The organism is Streptomyces sp. NBC_00885 (assembly GCF_045207475.1).
Classification (GTDB): domain Bacteria; phylum Actinomycetota; class Actinomycetes; order Streptomycetales; family Streptomycetaceae; genus Streptomyces.
On record NZ_CP108796.1, the window covers coordinates 4,338,800 to 4,364,602 of the forward strand.

Annotated in this window: 20 protein-coding genes, 2 tRNA genes and 1 pseudogene; 15 read left to right on the forward strand and 8 right to left on the reverse strand. The window is 71.1% G+C overall.

Features of this window, described 5'->3' with window-relative positions; genetic code table 11:
* Positions 1 to 77: 77 nt before the first annotated feature.
* Positions 78 to 1,724 carry a long-chain fatty acid--CoA ligase gene (locus tag OHA61_RS19665; RefSeq protein WP_406304117.1) on the forward strand — a complete coding sequence of 549 codons (1,647 nt, stop codon included), beginning with the start codon at positions 78 to 80 and terminating at the stop codon, positions 1,722 to 1,724.
* Positions 1,725 to 1,795: 71 nt separating this feature from the next.
* Here the strand turns inward: OHA61_RS19665 and OHA61_RS19670 are convergent, their stop codons facing one another.
* Positions 1,796 to 5,596 carry a PAS domain-containing protein gene (locus tag OHA61_RS19670; RefSeq protein ID WP_406304118.1) on the reverse strand — a complete coding sequence of 1,267 codons (3,801 nt, stop codon included), beginning with the start codon at positions 5,594 to 5,596 and terminating at the stop codon, positions 1,796 to 1,798.
* Positions 5,597 to 5,765: 169 nt separating this feature from the next.
* On the reverse strand, positions 5,766 to 6,206 hold the full coding sequence (locus tag OHA61_RS19675; RefSeq protein ID WP_406304119.1) for an SSI family serine proteinase inhibitor: 441 nt from the start codon (positions 6,204 to 6,206) through the stop codon (positions 5,766 to 5,768).
* Positions 6,207 to 6,410: 204 nt separating this feature from the next.
* Between OHA61_RS19675 and OHA61_RS19680 the strand changes: the two genes are divergently transcribed.
* Both OHA61_RS19680 and OHA61_RS19685 read left to right on the forward strand, forming a co-directional pair.
* A tRNA-Ser gene (locus OHA61_RS19680) sits at positions 6,411 to 6,504 on the forward strand.
* 195 nt (positions 6,505 to 6,699) lie between these two features.
* Positions 6,700 to 6,772 (forward strand) — tRNA-Arg (locus tag OHA61_RS19685).
* A gap of 2 nt (positions 6,773 to 6,774) precedes the next feature.
* Here OHA61_RS19685 and OHA61_RS19690 read toward each other — a convergent pair.
* A complete protein-coding gene (locus OHA61_RS19690; RefSeq protein ID WP_406304120.1) occupies positions 6,775 to 6,987 on the reverse strand; it encodes a hypothetical protein in 213 nt (70 codons plus the stop codon).
* On the opposite strand from OHA61_RS19690, the gene OHA61_RS19695 reads away from it, so the two are divergent.
* From OHA61_RS19695 to OHA61_RS19745, 11 genes are all read left to right on the forward strand, one after another.
* Entirely contained in the window at positions 6,986 to 8,476 is a 1,491-nt protein-coding gene (locus tag OHA61_RS19695; protein ID WP_406304121.1) for a hypothetical protein, read from the forward strand. The two genes, OHA61_RS19690 and OHA61_RS19695, sit on opposite strands and share 2 nt — an antisense overlap.
* Before the next feature lie 309 nt (positions 8,477 to 8,785).
* Positions 8,786 to 9,664, forward strand: coding sequence for an arginase family protein (locus OHA61_RS19700; protein WP_406304123.1), 879 nt, complete (start codon positions 8,786 to 8,788; stop codon positions 9,662 to 9,664).
* 128 nt (positions 9,665 to 9,792) lie between these two features.
* On the forward strand, positions 9,793 to 10,659 hold the full coding sequence (locus OHA61_RS19705; protein WP_406304124.1) for a DUF2797 domain-containing protein: 867 nt from the start codon (positions 9,793 to 9,795) through the stop codon (positions 10,657 to 10,659).
* An 87-nt stretch (positions 10,660 to 10,746) separates the two neighbouring features.
* Positions 10,747 to 11,091: an antibiotic biosynthesis monooxygenase family protein gene (locus OHA61_RS19710; RefSeq protein ID WP_406304125.1), complete on the forward strand. Its 345-nt coding sequence runs from the start codon at positions 10,747 to 10,749 to the stop codon at positions 11,089 to 11,091.
* 10 nt (positions 11,092 to 11,101) lie between these two features.
* Positions 11,102 to 11,953, forward strand: a complete 852-nt coding sequence (locus OHA61_RS19715; protein WP_406307400.1) for an amidohydrolase family protein — start codon at positions 11,102 to 11,104, stop codon at positions 11,951 to 11,953.
* Between the two features lie 255 nt (positions 11,954 to 12,208).
* Positions 12,209 to 12,946 (forward strand): response regulator transcription factor, encoded by a 738-nt coding sequence (locus tag OHA61_RS19720; protein ID WP_323136063.1) that lies wholly within the window; start codon positions 12,209 to 12,211, stop codon positions 12,944 to 12,946.
* Positions 12,946 to 14,472 carry an ATP-binding protein gene (locus OHA61_RS19725; protein ID WP_406304126.1) on the forward strand — a complete coding sequence of 509 codons (1,527 nt, stop codon included), beginning with the start codon at positions 12,946 to 12,948 and terminating at the stop codon, positions 14,470 to 14,472. The genes OHA61_RS19720 and OHA61_RS19725 overlap by 1 nt, the downstream gene beginning before the upstream one ends.
* A 25-nt stretch (positions 14,473 to 14,497) precedes the next feature.
* Entirely contained in the window at positions 14,498 to 15,826 is a 1,329-nt protein-coding gene (locus OHA61_RS19730) for a glycosyltransferase (RefSeq protein ID WP_406304127.1), read from the forward strand.
* Positions 15,823 to 17,970 (forward strand): ArnT family glycosyltransferase, encoded by a 2,148-nt coding sequence (locus tag OHA61_RS19735; RefSeq protein WP_406304128.1) that lies wholly within the window; start codon positions 15,823 to 15,825, stop codon positions 17,968 to 17,970. The genes OHA61_RS19730 and OHA61_RS19735 overlap by 4 nt, the downstream gene beginning before the upstream one ends.
* 68 nt (positions 17,971 to 18,038) lie before the next feature.
* Positions 18,039 to 19,580, forward strand: a complete 1,542-nt coding sequence (locus OHA61_RS19740; protein ID WP_406304129.1) for an MFS transporter — start codon at positions 18,039 to 18,041, stop codon at positions 19,578 to 19,580.
* Between the two features lie 36 nt (positions 19,581 to 19,616).
* Entirely contained in the window at positions 19,617 to 20,396 is a 780-nt protein-coding gene (locus OHA61_RS19745; RefSeq protein ID WP_406304130.1) for a TetR/AcrR family transcriptional regulator, read from the forward strand.
* Between the two features lie 649 nt (positions 20,397 to 21,045).
* On the opposite strand, the gene OHA61_RS19750 is transcribed toward OHA61_RS19745, so the two are convergent.
* The 3 genes and pseudogenes from OHA61_RS19750 to OHA61_RS19760 form a co-directional block, all read right to left on the reverse strand.
* On the reverse strand, positions 21,046 to 21,513 hold the full coding sequence (locus OHA61_RS19750) for a PPOX class F420-dependent oxidoreductase (RefSeq protein ID WP_406304131.1): 468 nt from the start codon (positions 21,511 to 21,513) through the stop codon (positions 21,046 to 21,048).
* 40 nt (positions 21,514 to 21,553) lie between these two features.
* Positions 21,554 to 23,167, reverse strand: a pseudogene (locus OHA61_RS19755) (MDR family MFS transporter); the annotation flags it as partial.
* A 15-nt stretch (positions 23,168 to 23,182) separates the two neighbouring features.
* Positions 23,183 to 23,641 (reverse strand): MarR family winged helix-turn-helix transcriptional regulator, encoded by a 459-nt coding sequence (locus OHA61_RS19760; protein ID WP_406304132.1) that lies wholly within the window; start codon positions 23,639 to 23,641, stop codon positions 23,183 to 23,185.
* A 195-nt stretch (positions 23,642 to 23,836) separates the two neighbouring features.
* Here OHA61_RS19760 and OHA61_RS19765 point away from each other — a divergent pair, with 195 nt between their 5' ends.
* The gene (locus OHA61_RS19765; RefSeq protein WP_324985269.1) at positions 23,837 to 24,055 is read left to right on the forward strand and encodes a hypothetical protein; all 219 of its coding nucleotides are present in this window, start codon (positions 23,837 to 23,839) and stop codon (positions 24,053 to 24,055) included.
* Between the two features lie 16 nt (positions 24,056 to 24,071).
* Here the strand turns inward: OHA61_RS19765 and OHA61_RS19770 are convergent, their stop codons facing one another.
* Positions 24,072 to 24,866 carry a hypothetical protein gene (locus tag OHA61_RS19770; RefSeq protein ID WP_406304134.1) on the reverse strand — a complete coding sequence of 265 codons (795 nt, stop codon included), beginning with the start codon at positions 24,864 to 24,866 and terminating at the stop codon, positions 24,072 to 24,074.
* Between the two features lie 60 nt (positions 24,867 to 24,926).
* Complete coding sequence (locus tag OHA61_RS19775) at positions 24,927 to 25,790, reverse strand: RNA polymerase sigma factor SigF (protein WP_406304135.1); 864 nt, start codon at positions 25,788 to 25,790, stop codon at positions 24,927 to 24,929.
* Between the last annotated feature and the right edge of the window lie 13 nt (positions 25,791 to 25,803).

Sequence of the window (25,803 nt, forward strand, 5' to 3'; positions counted from 1 at the left end):
GACATACCAATCGGTATGTGCGCAGAATCTTCCCACCCTTACTGCCACGTAGCGCTAGCGCCCACCGGGAGGACGCCGTGCTGAGCACCATGCAGGACGTACCGCTGACTGTGAGCCGCATCCTTCAGCATGGGATGACGATCCACGGAAAGTCACAGATCACCACCTGGACAGGAGAGGCCGAGCCGCAGCGCCGCAGCTTCGCGGAGGTCGGCGAGCGGGCGAGCCGCCTGGCCAACGCCCTGCGCGACGAGCTCGGAGTCGACGGCGACCAGCGCGTCGCCACCCTGATGTGGAACAACGCGGAGCATGTCGAGGCCTACTTCGCGATTCCCTCCATGGGCGCCGTACTGCACACCCTGAATCTCCGCCTGCCCGCGGAGCAGCTGGTGTGGATCGTCAACCACGCGGCCGACCGGGCCGTCATCGTCAACGGCTCCCTGCTGCCGCTCCTCGCGCCGCTTCTGCCGCACCTGCCGACGATCGAGCACATCGTCGTCTCCGGGCCCGGGGACCGTTCGCTGCTCGACGGAGTACAGGCGCGGGTGCACGAGTACGAGGAGCTGATCGCCGGCCGTCCGAGCACGTACGACTGGCCGCAGCTCGACGAGCGCACCGCCGCCGCCATGTGTTACACCTCGGGCACCACCGGCGACCCCAAGGGTGTCGTCTACTCCCACCGCTCCATCTACCTGCACTCCATGCAGGTCAACATGACCGAGTCGATGGGGCTGACGGACCGGGACACGACCCTCGTCGTGGTCCCGCAGTTCCACGTCAACGCCTGGGGCCTGCCGCACGCCACGTTCATGACCGGCATCAACATGCTGATGCCCGACCGTTTCCTGCAGCCCGCCCCGCTCGCCGAGATGATCGAGCGCGAGAAGCCCTCGCACGCCGCCGCCGTCCCCACCATCTGGCAGGGCCTGCTCGCCGAGGTCACCGCCAACCCGCGGGACCTGAGCTCGATGACGCAGGTCACCATCGGCGGCGCGGCCTGCCCGCCGTCCCTGATGGAGGCGTACGACAAGCTGGGTGTGCGGCTCTGCCACGCCTGGGGCATGACGGAGACCTCGCCGCTCGGCACGATGGCTCACCCCCCGGCCGGGCTCAGCGCGGAGGAGGAGTGGCCCTACCGCATCACCCAGGGCCGTTTCCCGGCGGGTGTCGAGGGGCGGCTGGTCGGTCCCGGCGGCGAGATCCTGGCCTGGGACGGCGAGTCGGCCGGTGAGCTGGAGGTGCGCGGCAGCTGGATCGCGGGCGCGTACTACGGCGGTGCGGGCGGCGAGGACTTCAGGCCCGAGGACAAGTTCAGCGAGGACGGCTGGCTGAAGACCGGCGATGTCGGTGTGATCAGCGCCGACGGCTTCCTGACGCTGACCGACCGGGCGAAGGACGTGATCAAGTCCGGCGGCGAGTGGATCTCCAGCGTCGATCTGGAGAACGCGCTGATGGCGCACCCGGAGGTCGCCGAGGCGGCCGTGGTCGCGGTCCCGGACGCCAAGTGGGGCGAGCGGCCGCTGGCGACCGTAGTGCTCAAGGAGGGTTCGACCGCGGACTACGAGTCGCTGAAGGCCTTCCTCGCCGAGAAGGTCGCGAAGTGGCAGGTGCCCGAGCGCTGGGCGGTGATCCCGGCCGTTCCGAAGACGAGCGTCGGCAAGTTCGACAAGAAGGTGATCCGCAAGCAGTACGCGGACGGCGAGCTGGACGTCACGGAGCTGTAGCCGGGCGGAGCCGCAGGAGCTGTAGTTGACGCACGAAGGGGCGGCGGACCACAACCGCCGCCCCTTTCGTGCTAGTTCGTACCGATCTTCGCCAGCAGATCGACGATGCGCGCCTGCACCTCGCTGCTCGTGGAGCGTTCGGCCAGGAAGAGCACCGTCTCTCCCGACGAGAGCCGTGGCAGCTCCGCGCGGTCGAGGCCCGCCGAGGTGTAGACGACCAGCGGGGTGCGGTTCAGCTGCCCGTTCGCCCGCAGCCAGTCGATGATCCCGGCCCTGCGGCGGCGTACCTGCATCAGGTCCATCACCACCAGGTTCGGCCGCATCTGGGAGGCGAGCGTGACCGCGTCCGTGTCCGCCCCGGCGCGCGCGACCTGCATACCGCGACGCTCCAGCGTCGCCGACAGCGCGAGCGCGATCTCCTCGTGCTCCTCGATCAACAGCACGCGCGGAGGGTGCTGTTCGCTGTCGCGCGGTGCCAGCGCCTTGAGCAGTACGGCAGGATCCGCGCCGTACGCGGCCTCCCGCGTCGCCTGCCCCAGCCCCGCCGTCACCAGCACCGGAACCTCCGCCGCCACCGCGGCCTGCCGCAGCGACTGCAGGGCCGTCCGGGTGATCGGGCCGGTCAGCGGGTCGACGAAGAGCGCCGCCGGGAAGGCCGCGATCTGCGCGTCGACCTCCTCGCGCGAGTGCACGACCACCGGGCGGTAGCCGCGGTCGCTCAGCGCCTGCTGGGTGGAGACGTCGGGCGCGGGCCAGACGAGGAGACGGCGCGGGTTGTCCAGCGGCTCCGGGGGCAGTTCGTCGTCGACGGGCTGCGGCTGCGGCCGGTTGGCCACCTCGACCGCGCCGCCCGGGCCGTCCAGCGGCTCGGGGCCCTCCGCGCCCTCGTCGGGGGCGCCGATCGCGTACGCACGGCCCTCGGTCCGCTCGGCCGGCATCAGCGAACCGGTCTGACCCGGGCCCTGCGGGTGCTGACGGGCGGATGATTCGGACCGCTCGCCGTCCGGAGGCGTGGCCAGTTTGCGGCGACGGCCGGAACCGAGTGTCTGGTTCTGCTTCTCGGCGATCTGCTGCGAGAACGGCACGCCCTGCCCCAGCGTGCGCACACTGAAGGCCCGTCCCTGTGAGGCGTCGGCGGGAACCGGAGCCGGAACCGGGGCCTCGGCGGGCAGCGGCTGCGCGGCGCGCAAGGCGGTGGGACCGTCGACGGACACGGGCAGCGGCATCGATACGGAACCGGCGGCCGTGACCGTCTGGCCAGGGCTCAGGGCCGGGCTTTGCGCGGGCGTCGGCGCGGACGGCTGCGCGGCCTCGTCGACGGCCGCCGCGTGGTGCCCGGTCGAGTCGTCGGAGACGAGGGCCGCGAGGCTGCTGCCCGCGGTGCCGTTCTCGGCCCAGTCCTGCTGTACGGCGGGCTGGGCGACGGGCTGCACCGCAGACGGCTCGGGTGTCTCCTCGGGCAGAGGCTGAGCCCCCTGGCGTGCCCGGCGCCGGCCCGTCGGCTCCGGATGCTGCTGCGGCGGCGTGTGGTGCTGGGTGCCCGGCTCGGTGCCCACCGCGTCGTGCCGGCCCGGCAGCGAGGCATCGGCCTCACCCGCCGACGGCGGAACCCGGTCGGCCTCGGCAGGCGGAAGCGCGAACGCCGTGCGCACCGCCTCCACCTCGGCCGGCGCGGCCGCCAGCGCCCGCCTGGCGCGTCGCCCGGCGGTCGGAGCAGGGGCGGCAGCGGGGGCCGCGGTCGCAGCCGCGGGCAGCTGGGGCATCCCGCCGTCGGGGCGCAGCGCGCGCCGCCCGGAGGGGCCCGTTCCCTGCGGGTCGACGGGCACGCCCTGGGGAGGCACCGTCTGGCCGAGCGCCGCGCGCCCGGTCGAGGCCGCGCCCTCCGCGGCCGTCACCACCGAACCCTCGGAGGGCCGGGGGGCCGCTCCCGCGGCGACCGCGACAGCCTGCTCGGCGGGGCTCGGCCGCCCGCGACGCCGCCCGGTACCTCCGCTCCCCGAGCCACTCCCCTCGCCCGATTCCTGGGCGGGGGTCTGCTCCTGCTGCGACTCTCCCGCATGCCCCCTGCGGCGGCCGGTCGGCTGCGTGACCGCCTGGTTCTCCGCGGCCACGGGGCTCTCCAGGAAGGCATCCGTGGAGGCCCGCCGCGCGCGCCGCCGCCCGCCCCCGCCGGTCGTGGCAGGCGGGGCCTTCTGTTCCGGCACGGCGAGCGCACCGGCCTCGTGATCCGGTGCCGGGGGAGCCTTCACCGTCCCCGAGCCCTCGCCCAGCGGCACCTCCAGGACGTACGCGCTGCCGCTCATCCCCGGCACCTCGTGCGTCTGCAGCACCCCGCCGTGGGCCCGTACGATCCCGCGCACCATCGGCTCGTGCACCGGGTCTCCCCCAGCGAACGGCCCGCGCACCTCGATCCGTACGACATCACCGCGCTGCGCCGCCGCCACGACGACCGTCGAGTCCACATAGCCGCCGCCCGGAACCACCCGGGCCTTGCCGGTCGAGTCGACCCCGGCCACGTCCGCGACGAGATGCGCGAGCGCCGTCGCCAGACGCCCCGCGTCCACCTCGGCCTCTATCGGCGGCGAGTGCACCGCGAACTGCGCCCGCCCCGGACCGATCAGCTCGATCGCGCCCTCGACACCGGCCGCAACGACGCCGTCGAGCAGCACCTTGGCCTTGTGCAGCTCTTCCGTGCCCGTGTCGAGCCGCTGATAGCTCAGGACATTGTCGACAAGCGTCGTCATCCGGGCATATCCGGCGGCCAGATGATGCAGGATCTGGTTGGCCTCGGGCCACAGCTGCCCGGCCGGATCGGCGGCCAGCGTGCCCAGTTGGGCGCGCAGTTCCTCCAGCGGCCCGCGCAGCGACTCACCCAGTACGGCGGTCAGCTGGGCATGCCGGGCGGCCAGCTCCTCGAACCGGTCGCTCCGCTCCTCGATCTCGGCGGCGTAGCGCTCCGCCTTGTCCGCGAGTTCCGCAGTCAGCCGCTCGGTCGTCTCCGCGACCTCGGCCGTCAGTCGCTCGGTCGTCTGTGCCAGCTCCGCGGCGTGCTGCTCCGCCTGCTCCTCGTAGGGGCGCCGGTCGGTGAAGGTCATCACCGCACCGACGAGCTGGTCCCCGTCCCGTACCGGCGCGGTCGTCAGATCGACCGACACCTTCGAACCGTTCTTCGTCCACAGCACCTGCCCGCGCACTCGGTGCTTGCGACCGGACTTGAGGGTGTCCGCGAGCGGCGACCCCTCGTACGGGAAGGGCTCGCCGTCCGCGCGCGAGTGCAGGATCAGCGGATGCAGCTCCTGGCCGCCGAGATCGCTCGCCCGGAACCCGAGGATCTGCGCGGCGGCCGGATTGACCAGGACGACGCGCCCATCCGTGTCCGTACCGACGACACCCTCGGACGCGGCCCGCAGGATCATCTCGGTCTGCCGCTGCGAACGCGCGAGCTCCGCCTCGGTGTCCATGGTCCCCGACAGATCACGCACGACGAGCATCAGCAGCTCGTCACCGGTGTAGCCGCCGCCGTACGAGTCGTACGCCTCGCGCCCGTCCTCGAGGCTCGCGCTGGTGACCTCGACCGGGAACTCACTGCCGTCCGTACGCCGCGCGATCATCCGGGCGGGCTTGGTGCGGCCCCGCTCGTCGGCCGCCTCGGGCCGGCGCATGGAGCCCGGAATCAGCCGGGAGTCGAAGGAGGGCAGCAGATCGAGCAGCCCGCGCCCGACGAGTGCGGTGCCCGCGCTCTCGAAGAGTTCGAGGGCGATGGTGTTGGCGTTGACGACTGTGCCATTGCAGTTGACGAGCACGAGCCCGTCCGGGAGCGCGTCGAGTATGGCTGCGAGGCGAGCAGCGCCTCGGGATGGCCTGCTGCTCACGACGACGGTTCCTCCCTGACCTACTGCATGGTGCGGACGGCCGGTCCCATCCTGCCCCTCGGGCTTCAGCCTGTCACTGGTGGGAGTCTAAAGGCAGCGGAAGTGCGGGAGGCGGCGGATGAGGGGGAGCTCTCACCAAGGTTGTGTGCACACGGCCTACGCCCTGGGCCTATGACCTGGTGTTCGGCAGTACGGGCTCCATGGTGTGCCATCGCGAGATTTCGCAGCCGTTGGTCCGGCTGAAGGTGGCGTCCACCTGCCGGCCCTGCCAGGTGCCGGTGATGCGCGCGGTCTCGTCACCACCCATCTGCTCCGTACACATCTGGTCCTGCGGCACCGGCGCGAACGGGTCCTTCCCCTCCAGCGCCAACTCGTCCAGCCGGTCGCAGGCGTCCTGCGCCGCCGGGTGGTCCCCGCCCGTGGGCCCGCACCGAAGTTCGTACATCCCGTCGGTCCGCGCGGTGTCGGACACGGTCACGGTCAGCACGTCCTCGGCCGGCGCGGACAGCAGCGGCAACGGCAGCCGAAGGGACGAGGCCCCGGCGGCGGGGACGGCGGCGGCCAGCGCGGCGGCGGAGGCGGTTGCGATGAGGAGGATGCGGCGCAGCATGAAAACTCCTGGAGCTCGAGAGTCACGGTTCCGTCCGGGGCGGAGCCCCGGCATCTTTAACGCTCCGTGGGCCGCGGCGTTGCGCAACCGGAGAAGCGCTTTGCTCTGTGGCCCGCGTGCCTAGTACCGTGGACAGCGATTGGTGACACCCCACCGGGCTGTGTCATCATCTGCACGCACCACTCGCGCCCGCGCGGGTGAGCTGGAGGCGTCGCCTAGTCCGGTCTATGGCGCCGCACTGCTAATGCGGTTTGGGTTTTAAAGCCCATCGAGGGTTCAAATCCCTCCGCCTCCGCCAGTTGATCACCGAAGCCCCGTCCTGATGGCCGGGGCTTCGGTCGTTCACGGCCGCTTCGCGGGGGTGCTTGAGAGGCGTTTCTGCAGCGTTTTCGCAGGTCAGGTGGGGTGTGCTTAACGGATTTCACCTGGCGGCGCGGGTCATGTAATGTTGTTCCCGCAACGCCGACCGGGCAGAAAAGCCCGGGACGCACAAGCACTCGTAGCTTAACGGATAGAGCATCTGACTACGGATCAGAAGGTTGCAGGTTCGAATCCTGCCGAGTGCACATCAGGCCAGAGGCCCTGTCGAGAGATCGACAGGGCCTCTGGTTTTTGCGTTGACGGCGGTGGTTGACGGCAACCGCCTCCAGATCGCGGCGATTACTCCGATCGTGCCGTCATCGTCGTCCGGCCGGTTGCCGTCCATGCCTGCCGGCGCATCACTCACGCGGTCGAAGGCAGCCCGTTGGGTGTCCAGCCGGACGAAGATATAGACGTCCATGGTCACGCGGATCGATGCGCTCGGAGCCCTCGTGACCGACCTGATCGCCGGGCCAGGGATCGGCGCCTACGACAACAGCCACTTCTGGCCGCTCCTGCCGTGCTTCATCCTGATCACCGCCGCCGTCTCCCTCGCAGCCGCAGCCTTCCAGCGCCTCGTCGGCCCCGTGGGCACTCTCCTGGTGGCGATCCTGTTCATCATCGTGGGCGGGGCCGCGGCCGGCGGGGTCGGGCTCTTCCTACTGCCCTCCTACTGGCAGCACATCGGCGCCCTCTTCCCGCCCCAGCACGCCGTCACACTGCTGCGCAACGTCATCTACTTCGACGGCAACAACATCACCACGCCGCTCATCGTCCTCGGCCTGTACGCGCTGGTGGGGGGCTTCATCATCGGCTACCTGGGCCGGTGGCGACCGGTCAAGACGGTCGGCGGGACAGCCCCCTCCCACAGGGCGGGTTCCACTACCGAACCATCCTCCGGGCCGAGACCCGTCGTGCGGGCCCTCGCCGCCTTGGCGATCGCCGGAGTGATGCAGTGCCTGTTCACCGCGAACTACATCAGCTCCGGGCACGAGCCCGTTGCGACCGACCTCCCGATCGGTGCCACAGGCCACTCCCCGATCCTGACCGCGGCCCAGAAGAACCTGTCCCTCAAGGTCAGCCTGTATCCCGACGAATCCGCCGTGAAAGACGCGATCGACCAGGCCAAGATCTATGGCGCACTCATCCCCGGACCGACGTCGACCACTCTGCTCGTCGTCCCCACCCTCAGTGACGTCGCGCCTCTCGACCTGGCGGGGAACTTCGAGGTCGCCGCCAAGAAGCTCGGACAACCGCTCCACGTCCAGCAGTACGCGCCCCATCCGCTGGCGAAGAAGGACCCCTTCGGCCTCGTCGAGTCGCTGATGCTGATCCCGCTGCTCGTCGGCGGATACATGGGCGCGACGATGCTCAGAGCAACGACCGGGACCTCGGTCGGACGCTGGCGCCTGCCCGCACTCGCAGGGTTCGCCATCGTCGCCGGCCTGCTGGTCAACGTCGTCGTCTGCTTCTGGCTGAAGGGCTACCCCGCCGAGAAGTTCTGGCTCGTCTGGCCGATCCTGTCCCTGGTCATCGCCGCGGTCGCCGTCGTCGCCGCCGTCCTGCAAAAGCTCCTCGGAGCCGCCGGAACCCTCGTGACCGTCATCGTGGTCATGCTCTTCGGCAACCCCTCATCCGGCGGAGCGAACGGGGTTCCTTACCTACCGGCGTTCTGGCGCGCCATCGGACCGTACTTGCCACCCCGCAACGCCTACATCCTGCTCCGCAACTCGATCTACTTCGACGGTCACGGAACCACGCAGGCCCTCATCGTCCTGCTGCTCTACCTGGTCATCCCCGCAGCAGCCCTCCTCCTGCTCTACAGGTTCCGTACACCGGACACCCACGTGACCCCGGAGACCGAGGCCGAAGCGACCGCATTGACTGTCCCTGTCGGCGGCCTGCCGTAGTCCAGCCGGTCAAACAAACGCGAGTGGACCAGCTACAGCACCGATCGTGCCCGCGTCGAGGGGGCAACCCGTAGTTCGCTGCCTCACGGCCGAGCGCCTCGGAGTTCGGTCTCCCGGTAGTGGTTGCCGGGTGCCGGGTCCACCCGCCAGAAGCATTCCGTCGCCGCCTTGAACTGACGATGCGTCGGATGTAGCCCCGTGTGCTTCAGCGCCCATACCTCCACCGGCAACCGCTCGCCGCGCCAAGCAGCACGCGCTGCTGCAACTAGTCTGACCGGGTCGAGCCAGAGGCCGAGGGAGGCGTGCGGAGTGCGGGAACTCGCGATCATCGAGGCGCCCTCCGTCCTCGGGCTGCGGCCGACCGGGGTCGAGGAGCTGCCGCGGGCGCTGCTCGGGGCCGGGCTGGTGGAGGGGCTGGGGGCCGTGCGGGGTGGGCGGGTTGAGGCGCCGGCGTACGAGGCGGGGCGCGATCCCGAGAGCGGGGTGCTCAATTCGGGTGGTATCGCGCGGTACTCCAGCGCCCTCGCCGACACCGTGGGCGGCGTCCTTGACCGTGGGCTGTTTCCTGTCGTCCTCGGCGGGGACTGCAGCATCCTGCTCGGCAATCTCCTCGCGCTCCGGCGACGGGGGCGGTACGGACTGCTGTTCCTCGACGGGCACACCGACTTCTATCAGCCGTCCGCGGAGCCGGCCGGCGAGGTGGCGTCGATGGAGCTCGCGCTGGCGACGGGCCGCGGACCGCGGGTCCTTGCCGACCTTGAAGGGCTGGGGCCGTTGGTGCGGGACGAGGATGTCGTCGCTCTCGGGTTCCGGGATGCCGGCGAGTCCGCGGAGGCCGGGATGCAGGCGCTGCCGCCGCAGTTGGGCGCGGTGGATCTCGACGGTGTGCGGGCTGTCGGGGCCGCGGCGGCGGCGCGGGGGGCCGTCGGGCGGCTCGGGGAGTACTGGGTGCACCTCGATGTGGATGTGCTGGACGACGCGGTCATGCCCGCCGTCGACTACCGGCTTCCCGGCGGGCTGAGCTGGGCCGAGCTGGAGAGCGTGCTGCGCACCGCGCTCGGGGACGAGCGGGCCGTCGGCTTCGATGTCACGATCTTCAATCCCCGTCTCGATCCCGACGGGAGCATCGCCGTGAGGCTCGTCGAGTGCCTGCGCCGGGGGCTGTCCGCGCGCTCCGGCCGGGGCTGAGCCGGGCCGTGCCGGGGCCGTGCCAGGTCTGGGACGGGGCCGGGCCCAGGGCCGCGCAGGCCTGAGCCGATTGCGGGCGATGTCCGTGGGCTCGGGTAACGTCCCCGTTTTCGGCCGGAGGTGTGTGTATGGCGTGGCGCTGCGCGGGGCTCAGCTGGCCGCGGGGGACGCGGATTCCCGTGCTCGCGTGGGAAGGCGGGCGGGTCAGTCCGCTGACCGTCGGGAAGGAGCTCGGCTTCCGTGCCGAGGGCGAGCGATCCTGCGTAGGAGCGCGGGGCAATCCCTGTCCGCTCGGGGCCGTCGTGGCGGGCCGGGCCACCCAGGCGCGGTGTGCTGAATGCGCGCGGCTGGACCGGGCGCACTCGGTGGCCGCCGACACCATCGCGGACGACCCCCGGACCTACCGCGTGTATCTCGCCTGGTTCGGTCCCCAGATGGTCAAGGTCGGCATCACCGCCGAGGAGCGCGGGCCCGCGCGGCTGCTGGAGCAGGGGGCCGTCGTCTTCAGCTGGCTGGGGCGCGGGCCGCTGATGGCCGCGCGCAGGACCGAGGAGCTGCTGCGCAGTGCGCTGGGGGTGCCGGACCGGATTCCGTACGCCGCCAAGCGCGCCGTGCGGGCCGCCATGCCCGGGGCGGCCGAGCGGGCCGCGGAGATCGGGGAGCTGCACCGCCGCGCGGTGGCGCTCGCCGGGTGGGCCGAGTCGCTGGAGCGGCTGGACTTCGAGGCGGTCGACCATGCCGAGGTGTTCGGGCTCGATGCTCTGCCCGCCGCGACCGCGGTGGTGCGCGAGCTGGCCGACGGAGGGGTCGTCGCCGGGCGCGTGGTGGCGGCGGCCGGGCCCGATCTGCATCTGGGGACCGCGGACGACGGGCTTGTCGTGCTCGATACCCGGCTGATGACGGGCTGGTCGCTCCTCGGCGCCGGGCCGGGGGAGGGCGTGACGGTGCCCGTCCTGGACGTCGCCGGCGGGGCCGTTCAGGACGGGCTCTTCTGACCGGATGGTCAAGTCTTGGATCCCCTTTGGATCCCTTACAGCAATGAGGCTGGACACCTCCCCGACCCGGAACGGAGGCTGGGCGTCATGAGCATGGAGAACATCAGACCTGTCGCAGGGCATGAACCGCCTTATTACACAGTGGTCTTCACCTCCGTCCGTACCGACCGCCCCGAGGGATACGGCGAGACCGCCGAGCGGATGAACGAACTGGTGCGGGAGGTGCCCGGGTTTCTCGGGTACGAGTCGGCCAGGACTCCCGGCGGGCTCGCGATCACCGTCGGCTACTTCAGGGACGAGGAAGCCATCGCCGCCTGGCAGCGGAATCTGGAGCACCAGGCCGCGCAGAAGCGCGGACGCGCCCAGTGGTACGAGAGCTACAGCGTGCATATCGGCAAGGTGGAGCGGAGTTACGGCTTTGAGCGAGAGTGACGACGTCCGGATGTTCTGGCAGCGGCTCGGGCTGCCCGGACTCGTGGACGTACACACCCACTTCATGCCCGAACAGGTCCTCAGGAAGGTGTGGGCGTACTTCGATGCCGTCGGCCCGCTGACCGGCATGGAATGGCCCATCACCTACCGGCACGAGGAAGAGGAACGCGTCGCGCTGCTGCGGGAGTTCGGGGTGCGCTCGTTCACCTCGATGCTCTATCCGCACAAGGCGGGCATGGCCGCGTGGCTGAACGGCTGGGCCGCGGACTTCGCCGAGCGCACCCCCGGCTGTCTGCACACCGCCACCCTCTTCCCGGAGGAGGGCGTCGAGCGGTACGTGCGCGAGGCGGTCGAGCGCGGGGCGCGGGTCTTCAAGGCGCACCTCCAGGTGGGGGCGTACGACCCCAACGACTCGCTGCTCGAGCCCGTCTGGGGACTGCTCGCCGAGGCCGGAATCCCGGTGGTGACGCACTGCGGCTCCGGGCCCGTGCCCGGCAAGCACACCGGGCCCGAGCCGATGGGACGCCTGCTCGCGCGACATCCGCGGCTGCGGCTGGTCGTCGCCCACATGGGGATGCCGGAGTACACCGACTTCCTCGATCTCGCGGAGCGCTACCGGGAGGTGCGGCTGGACACGACGATGGCGTTCACGGACTTCAGTGAGCGCCTCAGCCCCTTCCCGGCAGGGGAGCGGGCCCGGCTGGCGGCGCTGGCGGACCGGGTGCTGCTCGGGACCGACTTCCCCAACATTCCGTATCCGTACGTCCATCAACTGCGGGCGCTGGAACGGCTGGATCTCGGGGACGACTGGTTGCGCGCGGTGTGCCACGACAACGGCGCGGCTCTCTTCGGCCTCACCTAGGCCATGTTTTAGAACTCCCGCCTGGCCCGCGACGCCTGGCACGCACACTCGCTGCGTTGTCGGAGTCATCCAAGTACGTCCAGTACGAGGATGATCCTCCGCCTTGCGATTGCACGCACCAGACGCCGCGAGCCCCGCCCTACGGGCGGACGGCGCTAGTTCTAAAACACGGCCTAGGCCCCGCCCAGCGTTTTCTCAGGGAATTCACAGCCAGGTGCAAGGACCCTCTCAGGGCGGGGCCGCAGGGTGACCAGCATGACCGCGACCTCGCCCCAGGGGCGTACCGAAATGCTCAGGCCGGACGGCAGCCCCGTCCGGGTGCTCGTCGTGGACGACGAGGCGGCGCTGAGCGAGCTGCTGTCGATGGCCCTGCGCTACGAGGGCTGGGAGGTGCGCAGCGCCGGGGACGGCGCGGGCGCTGTGCGTTCCGCGCGCGACTTCCGGCCCGACGCGGTGGTGCTTGACGTGATGCTGCCCGACATGGACGGGCTCGCCGTCCTGGGGCGGCTGCGGCGAGAACTGCCCGAGGTGCCGGTGCTCTTCCTCACCGCCAGGGACGCGGTCGAGGACCGGATCGCGGGACTGACGGCGGGCGGCGACGACTATGTGACCAAGCCCTTCTCGCTGGAGGAGGTGGTGGCCAGGCTGCGCGGTCTGATCCGCAGGTCCGGGGCAGCGACCGTGCGCAGTGAGTCGCTGCTCGCGGTCGGGGATCTGACCCTCGACGAGGACAGCCACGAGGTCAGCCGGGGCGGCGCGTCGATCCATCTGACGGCGACCGAGTTCGAGCTGCTGCGCTTTTTGATGCGCAATCCGCGGCGGGTGCTCAGCAAGGCGCAGATCCTGGACCGGGTGTGGTCGTACGACTTCGGCGGGCAGGCCAATGTCGTCGAGCTGTATGTCTCGTACTTGCGCAAGAAGATCGACGCGGGACGTCCGCCGATGATCCACACCCGGCGCGGGGCCGGATATCTGATCAAGCCGGGCGAATAGTGCGCGGCGCACGTGGACGGCGGCGCAGATGGTCGCTGCGGACCCGGCTCGTGGTCTCGGCGGTGGCGCTGATCGCGGTGGTGTCGGCGGTGATCGGTACGGTCACGACGATCGCCTACCGCACGTATCTGTACGGGCAGTTGGACACCCAGCTGGACACCGTCGGCATGCGTGCCGCCGGCCCGCCGGGCCCGGTCGAGGACCGGCCCTTCTCCGGACTTCCGGACAGGGATCCGCTCGACTTCGTCACCGGCGGCGGTACGCCGGTGGGCACCGTCGGCGCACAGCTCACCCCGAGCGGCACGGTTCTCGACGCCGCGGCGAGCACCGAGCGGGCGACGGACGCGCTGGGGCCGAGCCGGAGCCCGCTCACCGCGGCACAGTCCAAGACTCTGGCCAAGGTCCCGCGCGACGGCCGTCCGCACACCCTGGAACTGCCCGGCCGGGGCGACTACCGGGTCGAGTACCGCACCGGGGTCCGCGGCTCCTACCTCGTCGGGATCCCGACGAAAGACGTACAGGACGCGCTCGGCACGCTGGTCCTGGTCGAGGTCTCCGTCACCGGCGCCGGGCTGATCGCCGCAGGTATCGCGGGCGCCGCCCTGGTCGGGGTCGCGCTGCAGCCGCTGCGGCGGGTCGCCGCGACCGCGACCCGCGTCTCCGAACTGCCGCTCCACAGCGGCGAGGTGGCCCTGCACGAGCGCGTCCCGGACGCCGAGGCCGATCCGCAGACCGAGGTCGGTCAGGTGGGAGCGGCGCTCAACCGGATGCTGGGGCACGTCGGTTCGGCGCTCGCGGTGCGGCAGGAGAGCGAGACGCGGGTGCGGCAGTTCGTCGCGGATGCCAGCCATGAACTGCGGACGCCGCTGGCGTCGATCCGCGGCTACGCCGAGCTGACCCGGCGCGGACGCGAGGACGTCGGCGCGGACACCCGGCACGCGCTGGGGCGCATCGAGGCCGAGGCGACGCGGATGACGGGCCTGGTGGAGGATCTGCTGCTGCTGGCACGTCTCGACGCCGGACGCCCGCTCTCCTGCGAGAGCACTGATCTCTCGCCGCTGGTCGTGGACGCGGTGGGTGATGCGCAGGCGGCGGGACACGACCACAAGTGGCGTCTGGAGCTCCCGGTGGAACCGGCGACGGTCCTGGGCGACAGCGCCCGCCTGCACCAGGTGCTGGTCAATCTCCTCGCGAACGCCCGTACCCACACACCACCCGGTACGACGGTCACCGCACGCGTGCGACGCGAGGGCAGCCAGGCCGTCGTGCTGGAGGTCGAGGACGACGGCCCCGGAGTTCCGCCCGACCTGCTGCCGCACATCTTCGAACGGTTCGCGCGCGGCGACGCCTCCAGATCCCGGCACGCCGGATCCACCGGCCTCGGCCTGGCGATCGTGCAGGCGGTCGTCACCGCACACGGCGGCACGGTCAGCGTGCGCTCCGAAGCGGGGCGCACGGTCTTCGCCGTGGCAATGCCCGCAGCGCACGACTCACAGACGAGCCACAGGCACATCACACAGGCGTGACAGCGCGGCCGCCGAGTGTCGTGCCATGCGAACCGATACCCCAAGGGGGACTCTTCCGGCCCGGGAGCATCTGCTCGCCCACACCGCGGGCCGGCCCGTACTCGACGTCGTGATCCCGGTCCACAACGAGGAGAAAGACCTCGAACGGTGCGTGCGCAGACTGCACGACCACCTCGTTCGGACCTTCCCGTACAGCTTCAGGATCACCGTCGCCGACAACGCGAGCACCGACGCCACGCCCCAGGTGGCGACCTGGCTCGCCCACTCCATCCCCGAGGTGGAGGCCTGCCGGCTGGAGGAGAAGGGCCGGGGCCGGGCACTGCGCACCGTGTGGTCGCACTCCGACGCCCCCGTACTCGCCTATATGGACGTCGATCTGTCCACCGACCTCAACGCCCTGCTGCCGCTGGTCGCACCGCTGATCTCCGGGCACTCGGACCTCGCGATCGGGTCCCGGCTCGCGCGCTCGTCGCGCGTGGTGCGCGGGCCGAAGCGGGAGTTCATCTCGCGCGCCTACAACCTGATTCTGCGCGGATCGCTCGCGGCGCGGTTCTCGGACGCCCAGTGCGGATTCAAGGCGATACGGCGCGAGGTCGCCGAGCGGCTGCTGCCGATGGTCGAGGACACCGGCTGGTTCTTCGACACAGAGCTGCTGGTGCTGGCCGAGCGGGCCGGGCTGCGGATTCACGAGGTGCCGGTGGACTGGGTCGACGACCCGGACTCGACGGTGCACATCGTGAGCACGGCGACCGAGGACCTCAAGGGCGTCTGGCGCGTGGGGCGTGCGCTGGCGGTCGGCGGGCTGCCGCTGGACCGCCTCGCGCGGCCCTTCGGCGACGATCCGCGCGACCGGCAGCTGAGCGGGGTTCCGGGTGGTCTCGCCCGGCAGCTGGTCGGTTTCTGTGTGGTCGGCGCGCTGTCCACGCTGCTGTATCTGCTGCTGTATTCGCTCTTCAGGGCGGGGGTCGGGCCCCAGGTCTCCAATGCGGGCGCGCTGTTGCTCTCGGCCGTCGCGAACACGGCCGCCAACCGGCGGCTCACCTTCGGGATCCAGGGCCGGGAGCGGGCCGTACGCCATCAGGCGCAGGGTCTGGTCGTGTTCGGCATCGGGCTCGCGCTGACCAGCGGCTCGCTGGCCGCGCTGGACGCGGCCGCCACAAAGCCGTCCCACGGCACCGAGCTCGCGGTCCTGATCGCGGCGAACCTCGCGGCCACGATGCTGCGCTTCCTGCTCTTCCGGGCGTGGGTCTTCCCGGACCGGCGCGACGACCACGCCCCGGCCGACCGCCACGTCCCTGCCGACGACGAGCGGCCCGCCTCCGAACTTCCGTACACCGTAAGGAACTCACGATGACGACGACTCTTCCCCACGACGGGCTCGCGGTGGCGCAGGGCCCCGGGCACGCCCCCAGCGCGCCGGGCGCCCGTATCTGGCGCGGTCGCGCCGACGACGCCGCCTGGGTGCGCCCCGCCTTTCTTGGACTTCTGCTGCTCACCGCACTGCTCTACCTCTACAACCTGAGCGCGTCCGGCTACGCCAACTCCTTCTACTCCGCCGCCGTCCAGGCGGGCAGCGAGAGCTGGAAGGCCTTCTTCTTCGGCTCGTCCGACGCCGCGAACTCCATCACCGTCGACAAGCCCCCGGCCGCGCTCTGGCCGATGGCCCTGTCCGTACGGCTCTTCGGGCTCGGCTCCTGGCAGATCCTCGTCCCCGAGGTGCTGATGGGGGTCGCGACGGTCGGTGTGCTGTACGGCGCCGTACGCAGGCGCTTCTCCCCCGCCGCGGGTCTGATCGCGGGCGCCGCGATGGCCGTGACACCCGTCGCCGCGCTGATGTTCCGCTTCAACAACCCGGACGCGCTGCTCGCGCTGCTGATGACGGTGACGGTGTACTGCGTGCTGCGTGCCCTCGAAGGCGCGCGCACGAAGTGGCTGGTCTGGGCGGGTGTGGCGGTCGGCTTCGCCTTCCTGACGAAGACGCTGCAGGCCTTCTTGATCCTGCCGCCGCTGGCCCTGATCTACGCCGTGTGCGCACCGACGACCCTGCGGCGGCGGCTCGGCCAACTGGCGCTGGCCGGACTCGCGATGGTTGTCTCGGCCGGCTGGTGGGTGGCGATCGTCGAGCTGTGGCCCGCGTCCTCGCGTCCGTACATCGGCGGCTCGCAGAACAACAGCTTCCTGGAGGTGACCTTCGGCTACAACGGCCTCGGCCGGATCAACGGCAACGAGACCGGAAGCGTCGGTGGCGGCGGCGGGGGCCGTGGCGGCGGCTGGGGCGAGACGGGCATCGACCGGATGTTCGCCGGGAACATCGGCGGCCAGATCTCCTGGCTGCTGCCCGCCGCGCTGCTGCTGCTCGTTGCGGGACTCGTTGTCACTTGGCGGGCCAAGCGCACGGACGCCGCCCGCGGCGCGTTCCTGGTCTGGGGGAGTTCGCTGCTGATGACCGCGGGGATCTTCAGCTTCATGGCCGGGATCTTCCACGAGTACTACACGGTGGCGCTGGCGCCGTACATCGCCGCGCTCGTCGGCATGGGCGCGACGGTCCTGTGGGAGGAGCGGCGTTCGTACGCGGCCTCGGCGGCGCTGGGCGGCGCGGTCGCGGTGACGGCGTACTGGTCGTACACACTGCTCGGCCGGAGCACGGACTATCTGCCGTGGCTGCGGTGGGCTGTGCTGATCGGTGGTCTGGTGGCCGCGGCCGGGCTGCTGCTCGCCGGCAGGATCGGCCGCCAACTCGTGCTCGGCGCTGCGGCTTTGGGTCTTGCGGCCTCGCTGGCCGGGCCCGTCGCGTACTCCCTCACGACGGTGAGCGAGGCCCACGCGGGCTCGATCGTGACGGCGGGACCTGCGGTGGCCGGTGGCCGCGGCGGTCCGGGTGGCCCGGGCGGTGGCGGTCCCGGTGGGCGGCTCGGCGGTGACGGCGCGCGGATGCAGCCGCCCGGGCAGCTGGGTCAGGGTCAGGGGCAGGGCCAGGGTGCCGGGCAGCAGGGTGGCGGCATGCCGGGCGCCGGTATGGGCCAGCCCCCGACGGGCGGGCAGATGGGCCAGGGCCAAGCCCCTCAAGGTCAGGGGCAGATGCCCGGCGGCTTCCCCGGCGTCGGGCAGGGCGAGCGCGGCGCCGGTGGCGGTGGCATGGGCGGTCTCCTCAACGGCGCGAACGTCAACGCCGAGGTCGAGGCCAAGCTGAAGGAGAACGCCGGCGACTACACCTGGATCGCCGCGGCCATCGGCTCCCAGAACGCCGCCAGCTATCAACTCGCCACCGAGAAGCCGGTGATGGCGATCGGCGGCTTCAACGGAAGCGACCCGTCGCCGAGCCTCGCGCAGTTCAAGCAGTACGTCGCGGACGGGAAGATCCACTACTTCATCTCCGGCGGCCAGGGCGGCGGGCCCGGCGGCAGCGGCAGCTCCGGGATCACGACGTGGGTGGAGGCGACGTTCACCAAGGTCACCGTGGACGGCACGACGCTCTACGACCTGACCGACGAGAAATAGCGCTATACAGCGTATGAGGATCTTTGTACGGTGTACGACGAATCTCGTACACCGTACAAGGAGCGTGTATGACGGCAACGACCGCCGAGACCGACCTGGCCCCCGCCGGCCGCCATCCGCAGCGCTGGCTGATCCTCGGCGTCATCTGCCTCGCCCAGCTCACCGTGCTGCTCGACAACACCGTCCTCAGCGTCGCCATCCCCTCCCTCACCCGGGAGCTCGACGCCTCCACGGCCGACATCCAATGGATGATCAACGCGTACTCGCTCGTCCAGTCGGGGCTCCTGCTCACCGCGGGCAACGCCTCCGACCGCTACGGCCGCAAGAAAATGCTGGTCGCGGGGCTCGCGCTGTTCGGCCTCGGCTCGCTCGCCGCCGGACTCGCGCAGACCGCGACCGGGCTGATTGCCGCGCGTGCGGGCATGGGCGTCGGCGGCGCGCTGCTGATGACCACCACCCTCGCGGTCGTCGTCCAGATCTTCGACGACACCGAGCGCGTCAAAGCCATCGGCCTCTGGTCCACCGTCAATTCCCTCGGTTTCGCGGCCGGTCCGCTCATCGGCGGGGTCATGCTCGACCACTTCTGGTGGGGCGCGATCTTCCTGGTCAACATCCCGGTGGCGGCGATCGGGCTGGTCGCGGTCCTCGCACTCGTACCGGAGTCCAAGGCTGTGTTTTCCCGGGGGACAACCCCCGGACCCCCGGTGCAGGGCGACCGGCCGGACCTGCTCGGTGCGCTGCTGTCCACCATCGGCATGACGGCCGTGGTGTACGCGATCATCTCCGGGCCCGAGCACGGCTGGACGTCCACGCAGGTCCTCGCCTCCGCGGCGGGCGGAGTTCTCGTCCTGGCCGTCTTCGTCCTCTGGGAGCTGCGGATCCCGTATCCGATGCTGGACATGCACTTCTTCCGCAACCAGCGCTTCATCGGCGCGGTCGCGGGCGCGATCCTTGTGGCCTTCGGCATGGGCGGCTCGTTGTTCCTGCTCACCCAGCACCTCCAGTTCGTGCTGGGGTACGGGCCGCTGGACGCGGGTCTGCGTACGGCGCCGCTCGCACTGACCGTCATCGCCCTCAACCTGACCGGCGTAGGCGCCCGGCTGCTGCCGAAGCTCGGCACCCCCGGGACCATCGCCACCGGGATGACCCTGGTCGCCGCCGGGCTCGCGGCGATCGCGGTACTCGGTGGCGACGGATACGGCGGCACGCTCCTCGGGCTCGTCGTCATGGGCGCGGGCGTCGCGCTCTCCATGCCCGCCATGGCGAACGCCATCATGAGCGCGATTCCGCCCGAGAAGGCGGGGGTGGGGGCCGGCGTGAACGGCACCCTCGCCGAGTTCGGCAACGGCCTCGGGGTCGCCGTCCTGGGTGCCGTGCTGAACTCCCGCTTCGCCGCGCTCGCAGCGACCGTCGCGGGCGCGGCCTCCCTCCCGGCAGCCCTCGCCGCGGCTGACGGCCCCGCCGAACGCGGCCGCATCTCCGACGCCTTCGCCTCGGGCCTCCAGACGAGTCAGCTGGTCGGCGCGGTCGCCGTACTCGCCGGCGGGCTGCTCGCCGCGATGCTGCTGCGGCGGGCCGGGCGGGAAGACTCACCCAGGCCAGCGGCATAGCATCGGAGTCGGGGGGCGAACCGAGGAGGATGCGCGATGGTGAGTGCGGCCGACCGCGCCAAGGGGCCCGCGCGGACCAGCGTGTGGCTGGACGGCAAGACGGACCGGGACCGTGGCCGCAAACCGGGCACCCGCGACCAGCCTGCCGGTCTCGACCGCGACAAGATCATCGAAGCGACGGTCCGGCTCCTCGACACCGAGGGCGCGTCCAAGTTCTCGATGCGCCGCCTGGCCGCGGAGCTGAACGTCACGGCGATGTCGGTCTACTGGTACGTCGACACCAAGGACGACCTGCTGGAGCTGGCACTCGACTCGGTCTTCGGCACGCTGCGACTGCCGGAGGTGACCGCGACGGGGGACTGGCGCGAGCGCTTGCGCGAACTGGCCACCGGCTACCGCGCGTTGCTGGTCCGCCACCCCTGGGTGTCACCGCTGATCGGTACGTTCCTGAACATCGGCCCGAACGCGATGGCGTTCTCACTGGCGGTCCAGCAGGTGATGCGCAACACGGGCCTGCCGCCGCACGGGCAGATGGGAGCGCTCGCGGCGGTGTTCCAGTTCGTGTACGGGTTCGGCACGGTCGAGGGGCACTTCATTCAGAGGTGCGCGACGGCGGGGATGAGCCAGGACGAGTACTTCCGCCAGGCGATGGGGACGGTGAGCGAACAGCCGGAGTTCAGGGAGATGGTGGAGAGGGCGTCGGAGCTGATGGAGGCGCGGGGCGGGGACACGGTGGAGGAAATGAGGGAGAGGGACTTCGGGTTCGCGCTGGAGCTTCTGATGGCGGGCATCGAAGCGATGGTTGCTCGCGCGTAGGGGTTCGGCGCGGGGTGCCGTGGCTCGGGCCTTGGCGTCCGCGGTGCGGGCCGGCGCGGGGTGCGGGTTCCGGGTCCCCTCCGGGATCGACTCCTCGGCGTCGGCGGCGATGAGGGTTCGTCAGGGCACCCGGTGTTGGCCGCCAATCGGGGGGTTCGCCCGCGAGACCCCCCACCGGCCGCAACCACCAACGCCCCTGGCCCAGGGTGCCCACGACCCCTGGAAACGCGGGGACGACCCTGCACGGCCCCTCCCCACTGGACGGGCTGCGGTGCGCGGGGGTTCGCCCGCGGGACCACCACCGGCCGCAACCACCAACGCCCCCTGGCCCACGCTCACCACGACCGCTGGAAACGCGGGGACGACCCTGCACCGCCCCTCCCCACCGGAAGGGCTGCGGGTTCGCCCGCGAAGCCACCCACCGGGCTGCAACCACCAACGCCCCTGGCCCACCCTACGGACGGGCCGATTGGTCGCGGCGGCGCGAAGCTGCCGCAACGGGGTGCGGGGCGTGAGCCCCGCGTCTATTGTTCCGCGGCGGAGCCGCTGGAGCACCGGGGTGTGGGGGCGTCAGCTCCCACGTACCCCCGGGGTCCGGGGCGGAGCCCCGCTTACGGGAAGGGGCGGGGTGGGGGCACCCCCCGCACCGTCAGCCCCCGCTGAGCCTCGCCGGAAACCCGCCCCTCGCCACCGGCCCCCACCGCTCCACCGTCACCCGGATGATCGACTTGCCCTGCTTCACCATCGCCTCCCGGTACTCGTCCCAGTCCGGGTGCTCCCCCGCGATGTTCCGGTAGTACTCCACCAGCGGTTCCACCGAGTCCGGTGCGTCCAGTACCTCCGCCGTGCCATCGATCTGGACCCAGGGGCCGTTCCAGTCGTCCGACAGGACGATCACGCTGACCCGCGGGTCGCGCCGCGCGTTGCGGGTCTTGGCGCGTTCCGGATACGTGGAGATGACGAGACGGCCCGCATCGTCGACCCCGCACGTCAGCGGGGACCCCTGCGGCGTGCCGTCCGCGCGGGTTGTGAGGAGGATGGCCCGGTGCCTGGGGCGTACGAAGTCCAGCAACTCGTCCAGTTCCACCGCGGTGTTGGTGGCGATGTTGGGTGCCATGCGCCGCAGCCTATTCCCGTACGGAGGTCCCGGCGACGACCGTCGCGACAGGGGACTCGGCCGCCACCGCCGACTCCTTCGCGTGACTCTTCAGTGCGACCTCCTTGATGAACAGCGTCACCAGGAAGGCCAGCAGCGCGAACGGCGCCGCGTAGAGGAAGACATCGGCGACACCGTGTCCGTACGCGCTCTCCATCACCGTGCGGATCGGCGCGGGCAGCCTGTCCAGGTCGGGAATGCCGCCGCCCGCCGTGCCCCCGTGGCCCAGCGCCGCGCCCTGCGGGCCGAGTTCGGCCAGTCCGTCCTTGACGTAGCGCGTGACCCGGTTGGCCATGACCGCGCCCAGCGCGGAGACCCCGACCGCACCGCCCAGCGAACGGAAGAAGGTGACGACCGAGCTCGCCGCGCCGAGGTCTTCCGGGGAGACCTGGTTCTGCGTGCAGAGCACCAGGTTCTGCATCATCATGCCGAGGCCGAGACCCAGCACCGCCATGAAGATCGCGATGTGCCAGTACTCGGTGTCGTACCGCATGGTGCCGAGCAGTCCGAGGCCCGCCGTCACCAGCACCGCGCCGCTGACCAGCCAGGCCTTCCAGCGGCCCGTCTTGGTGATGACCTGGCCCGAGACCGTCGACGAGAGGAACAGGCCGCCGATCATCGGGATGGTCATGACGCCGGACATGGTCGGCGACTTGTCGCGCGCCAGCTGGAAGTACTGGCTGAAGAAGACGGTGCCCGCGAACATCGCGACGCCGACGAAGAGCGAGGCCAGCGAGGCCAGCGTGATGGTGCGGTTGCGGAACAGCCGCAGCGGGATGATCGGCTCGCTCGCCCTCGACTCCACCAGGAGGAAGATCGCGCCGAGCGCGACCGAGCCGCCGACCATCGCGTACGTCTGCCAGGAGACCCAGTCGTACCTGTCACCCGCGAAGGTCACCCAGACCAGCAGCAGCGAGACCGCCGCGCTGATGAAGAACGCTCCGGACCAGTCGACCTTGACCTGACGCTTCACGACCGGGAGCTTCAGGGTCTTCTGCAGGACGATCAGCGCGATGACCGCGAACGGCACACCGACGTAGAAGCACCAGCGCCAGCCGAGCCAGTCGGTGTCGGTGATGACACCGCCGAGCAGCGGGCCGCCGACGGTGGCGACGGCGAAGGTCGCGCCGAGGTAGCCGCTGTAACGCCCGCGCTCGCGCGGGGAGATCATCGCGGCCATCACGATCTGCGCGAGGGCGGAGAGACCGCCGACGCCGATGCCCTGGACGACCCGGCAGGCGATGAGCATCCCGGCACTCTGGGAGAGTCCGGCGACCACCGAGCCCAGGACATAGATGACCAGGGCTATCTGGACCAGCAGCTTCTTGGAGAAGAGGTCGGCGAGCTTGCCCCACAGCGGGGTCGTCGCGGTCATCGCGAGCAGCGAGGCCGTGACCACCCAGGTGTAGGCGCTCTGGCCGCCGCCGAGGTCGGTGATGATCTCCGGCAGGGCGTTGGAGACGATCGTGGACGACAGGATGGCGACGAACATGCCGAGCAGCAGCCCGGACAGCGCCTCCATGATCTGCCGGTGGGTCATCGGCGCGCCCTCGGAGACCTGACCTCCGCGATTGGCGTCGCCGCCCCGCACACCGGCCGGCGTGGTTGTAGCCATGAACTTCCTTACGTCTCAAGCGGGTGTACGGGTGGGGTGGTGGGCCCGGCAGTCGGCGAAGCTGTCGCGGAGCCGGGCGAGCATGACGATCAGCTGTCCGACGTCTTCGCCGGACCAGTCCTTGAGGTTCTGGGCGAACATCTCGGTCGTCCGCCGGGCGAGCTCGTCGAGCATGACCAGTCCCGCGGGGGTGAGCCGCAGGATCCGGGAGCGCTTGTCCCCCGGGTCGGTGAGCCGTTCGATCCAGTCGCGCTCCGCCGCGTGGGCGACATGGCGGCTGGTGACCGACATGTCGACGGCGAGCAGCTCGGCCAGCCGGCTCATCCGCATCTCGCCGTGCCGGTCCAGCAGGGTGAGCACGGCGGCCGAACCGGACGGGCACTCGGCGGGCAGCATCCGCGCGAGGCCGCGTTTCACGGCGCCGATGGCGCTGAGCTGACGGGCCAGTTCCGCGTACTGACTCTGTGCGGCCATGGCCGTCCCTCCCCGCGCCTTGTTGCTTAGGGCAACCATAAAAGCTGTTGGTTGCCGCAGGCAAACTAAATCGGGCGTCCGGGAGTAAAGGAACACCAAAGGCTTCGCATACCGCCGGTCATGGCCCTCAGGGGGAGGTATCCGCCACCTGCCCGGGGTTGGGCGGCGCACCCGGGTTCGCTAGGGTCCTGCCCCATGGCACACAACCCCCATGCTCCCCAAGGTCAGGGCCCCGAGGGCAACTACGACCCGGCGGGCAGCACCCAGATGTTCCGCGCCTTCGTCGACGAGGGCGTGCCGCAGGGCCGCCAGGCGGCGCCCGCCGCCCAGTCGTCCTCGCGTATCGGGCTGATCGTCGGCGTCATCGCGGCCGTCGCGATCCTCGGCGCGGTGGCCTGGCTCGCTCTCGGCTGAACCCCCTGGCGCAGCGTCACTTCCATACGGCGGTGACGTCCTGGGTCTCGACATGCATGCCCAGCGGCACCCGCCAGGCGTCCACGCACACGGTGTACGCCTGTTTTCTCACCGCTCCCGCGGCGATCGGCGCGGGCAGCGGCTGAGCCGACTCGACGGTCGCCCAGTCGATCCCGAGTGCGCCGATGATGTGCGTCGCGAAGGTGACGGTGCCCGAGGTCACCGGCGAGCGGCCGGTGTTGCGGAACTCCACGGTCACCTGCTCGCACCAGCGCTCGTCCAGCGCGGCACGCACCGGTTCGCCGAGTGCGAGCACCGCGGGTCCGGCCGGGGGCGGTGTCGGCGTCGGGCCGGGTGGCGGGGTGGTGCCGCCGGTGCTGCTGCCCGTACCGCCCGATCCGCCGCTGCCGCCGGAAGTCCCCGAGCCGCCTGCGCTGCCCGTGCTTCCTGGGCCGCCGCCCGTACCGCTTGAGGCGCCTCCCGGGCCGCCCCGGCCCCCGGAACCGCCGGTGCTGCCGCCCGTACCGCTCGACGTGCCGCCGCTGCCGGGCACCGCGGGCAGTCCCGTCCCGTTCGCGGCCTGATCGCCCGGCGGCCTCCCCGCCTCGCCGCCGGACGGTGTGGTGCCGTCCAGCGGCACCAGAACGACCTTGCCCTTCGGCGGCACGGCCGCGGTGGGCGCCTCGTCGGGCCCGGACCCCGCGGCCCCGAGGGCCACGTAACCGTCGCCGCCGCCGCTCCCGCACGCGGTCAGCGCCCCGCCGAAGCAGAGCGCGACCGCCGCGAGAGCGGCCCCATGACGTCGTCGCATCGCGCCAGTGTGTCTGACGCACCGTCAATAAGGAACCCCGCCCACTGGGCTTCGGCCGGCTCAGTCGGCGATCAGGCCCTCCCGCAGCTGCGCGAGCGTACGGGTCAGCAGTCGCGAGACATGCATCTGCGAGATGCCGACCTCCTCGCCGATCTGCGACTGGGTCATGTTCGCGAAGAAGCGGAGCATGATGATCTGCCGCTCGCGGGGCGGGAGTTTGGCCAGCAGGGGCTTGAGCGACTCGCGGTATTCCACACCCTCCAGTGCCGAGTCCTCGTAGCCCAGACGGTCCGCCAGCGAGCCCTCGCCGCCGTCGTCCTCGGGCGAGGGCGAGTCCAGCGAGGAGGCGGTGTAGGCATTGCCGACGGCGAGACCGTCGACCACGTCCTCCTCCGACACCCCCAGCACCGCGGCGAGTTCGGGAACGGTCGGGGAGCGGTCCAGCTTCTGCGCCAGCTCGTCGCTGGCCTTGGTGAGCGCGAGCCGCAGCTCCTGGAGCCGGCGCGGCACCCGCACCGACCACGAGGTGTCGCGGAAGAAGCGCTTGATCTCGCCGACGACCGTCGGCATCGCGAACGTGGGGAATTCCACGCCGCGTTCGCAGTCGAACCGGTCGATCGCCTTGATCAGGCCGATGGTGCCGACCTGGACGATGTCCTCCATCGGTTCGTTGCGGCTGCGGAAACGGGCCGCCGCGTACCGCACGAGGGGGAGATTGAGCTCGATGAGGGTGTCGCGCACATAGGTGCGCTCCGGGGTGTCCGCTCCGCCCGCGGCGTTTTCCGTGTCCAGCGCGCGCAGCCGCAGGAACAGGGAGCGGGACAGAGTGCGGGTGTTGATGGCCTCGGAGCTGTCGGGTACGACAGGTGCGGGCGCGCTCTTCGTGAGCGTGAGCACCTTGGAGCTGCCCTGTTCTACGGACATGCCACCCCCTTGA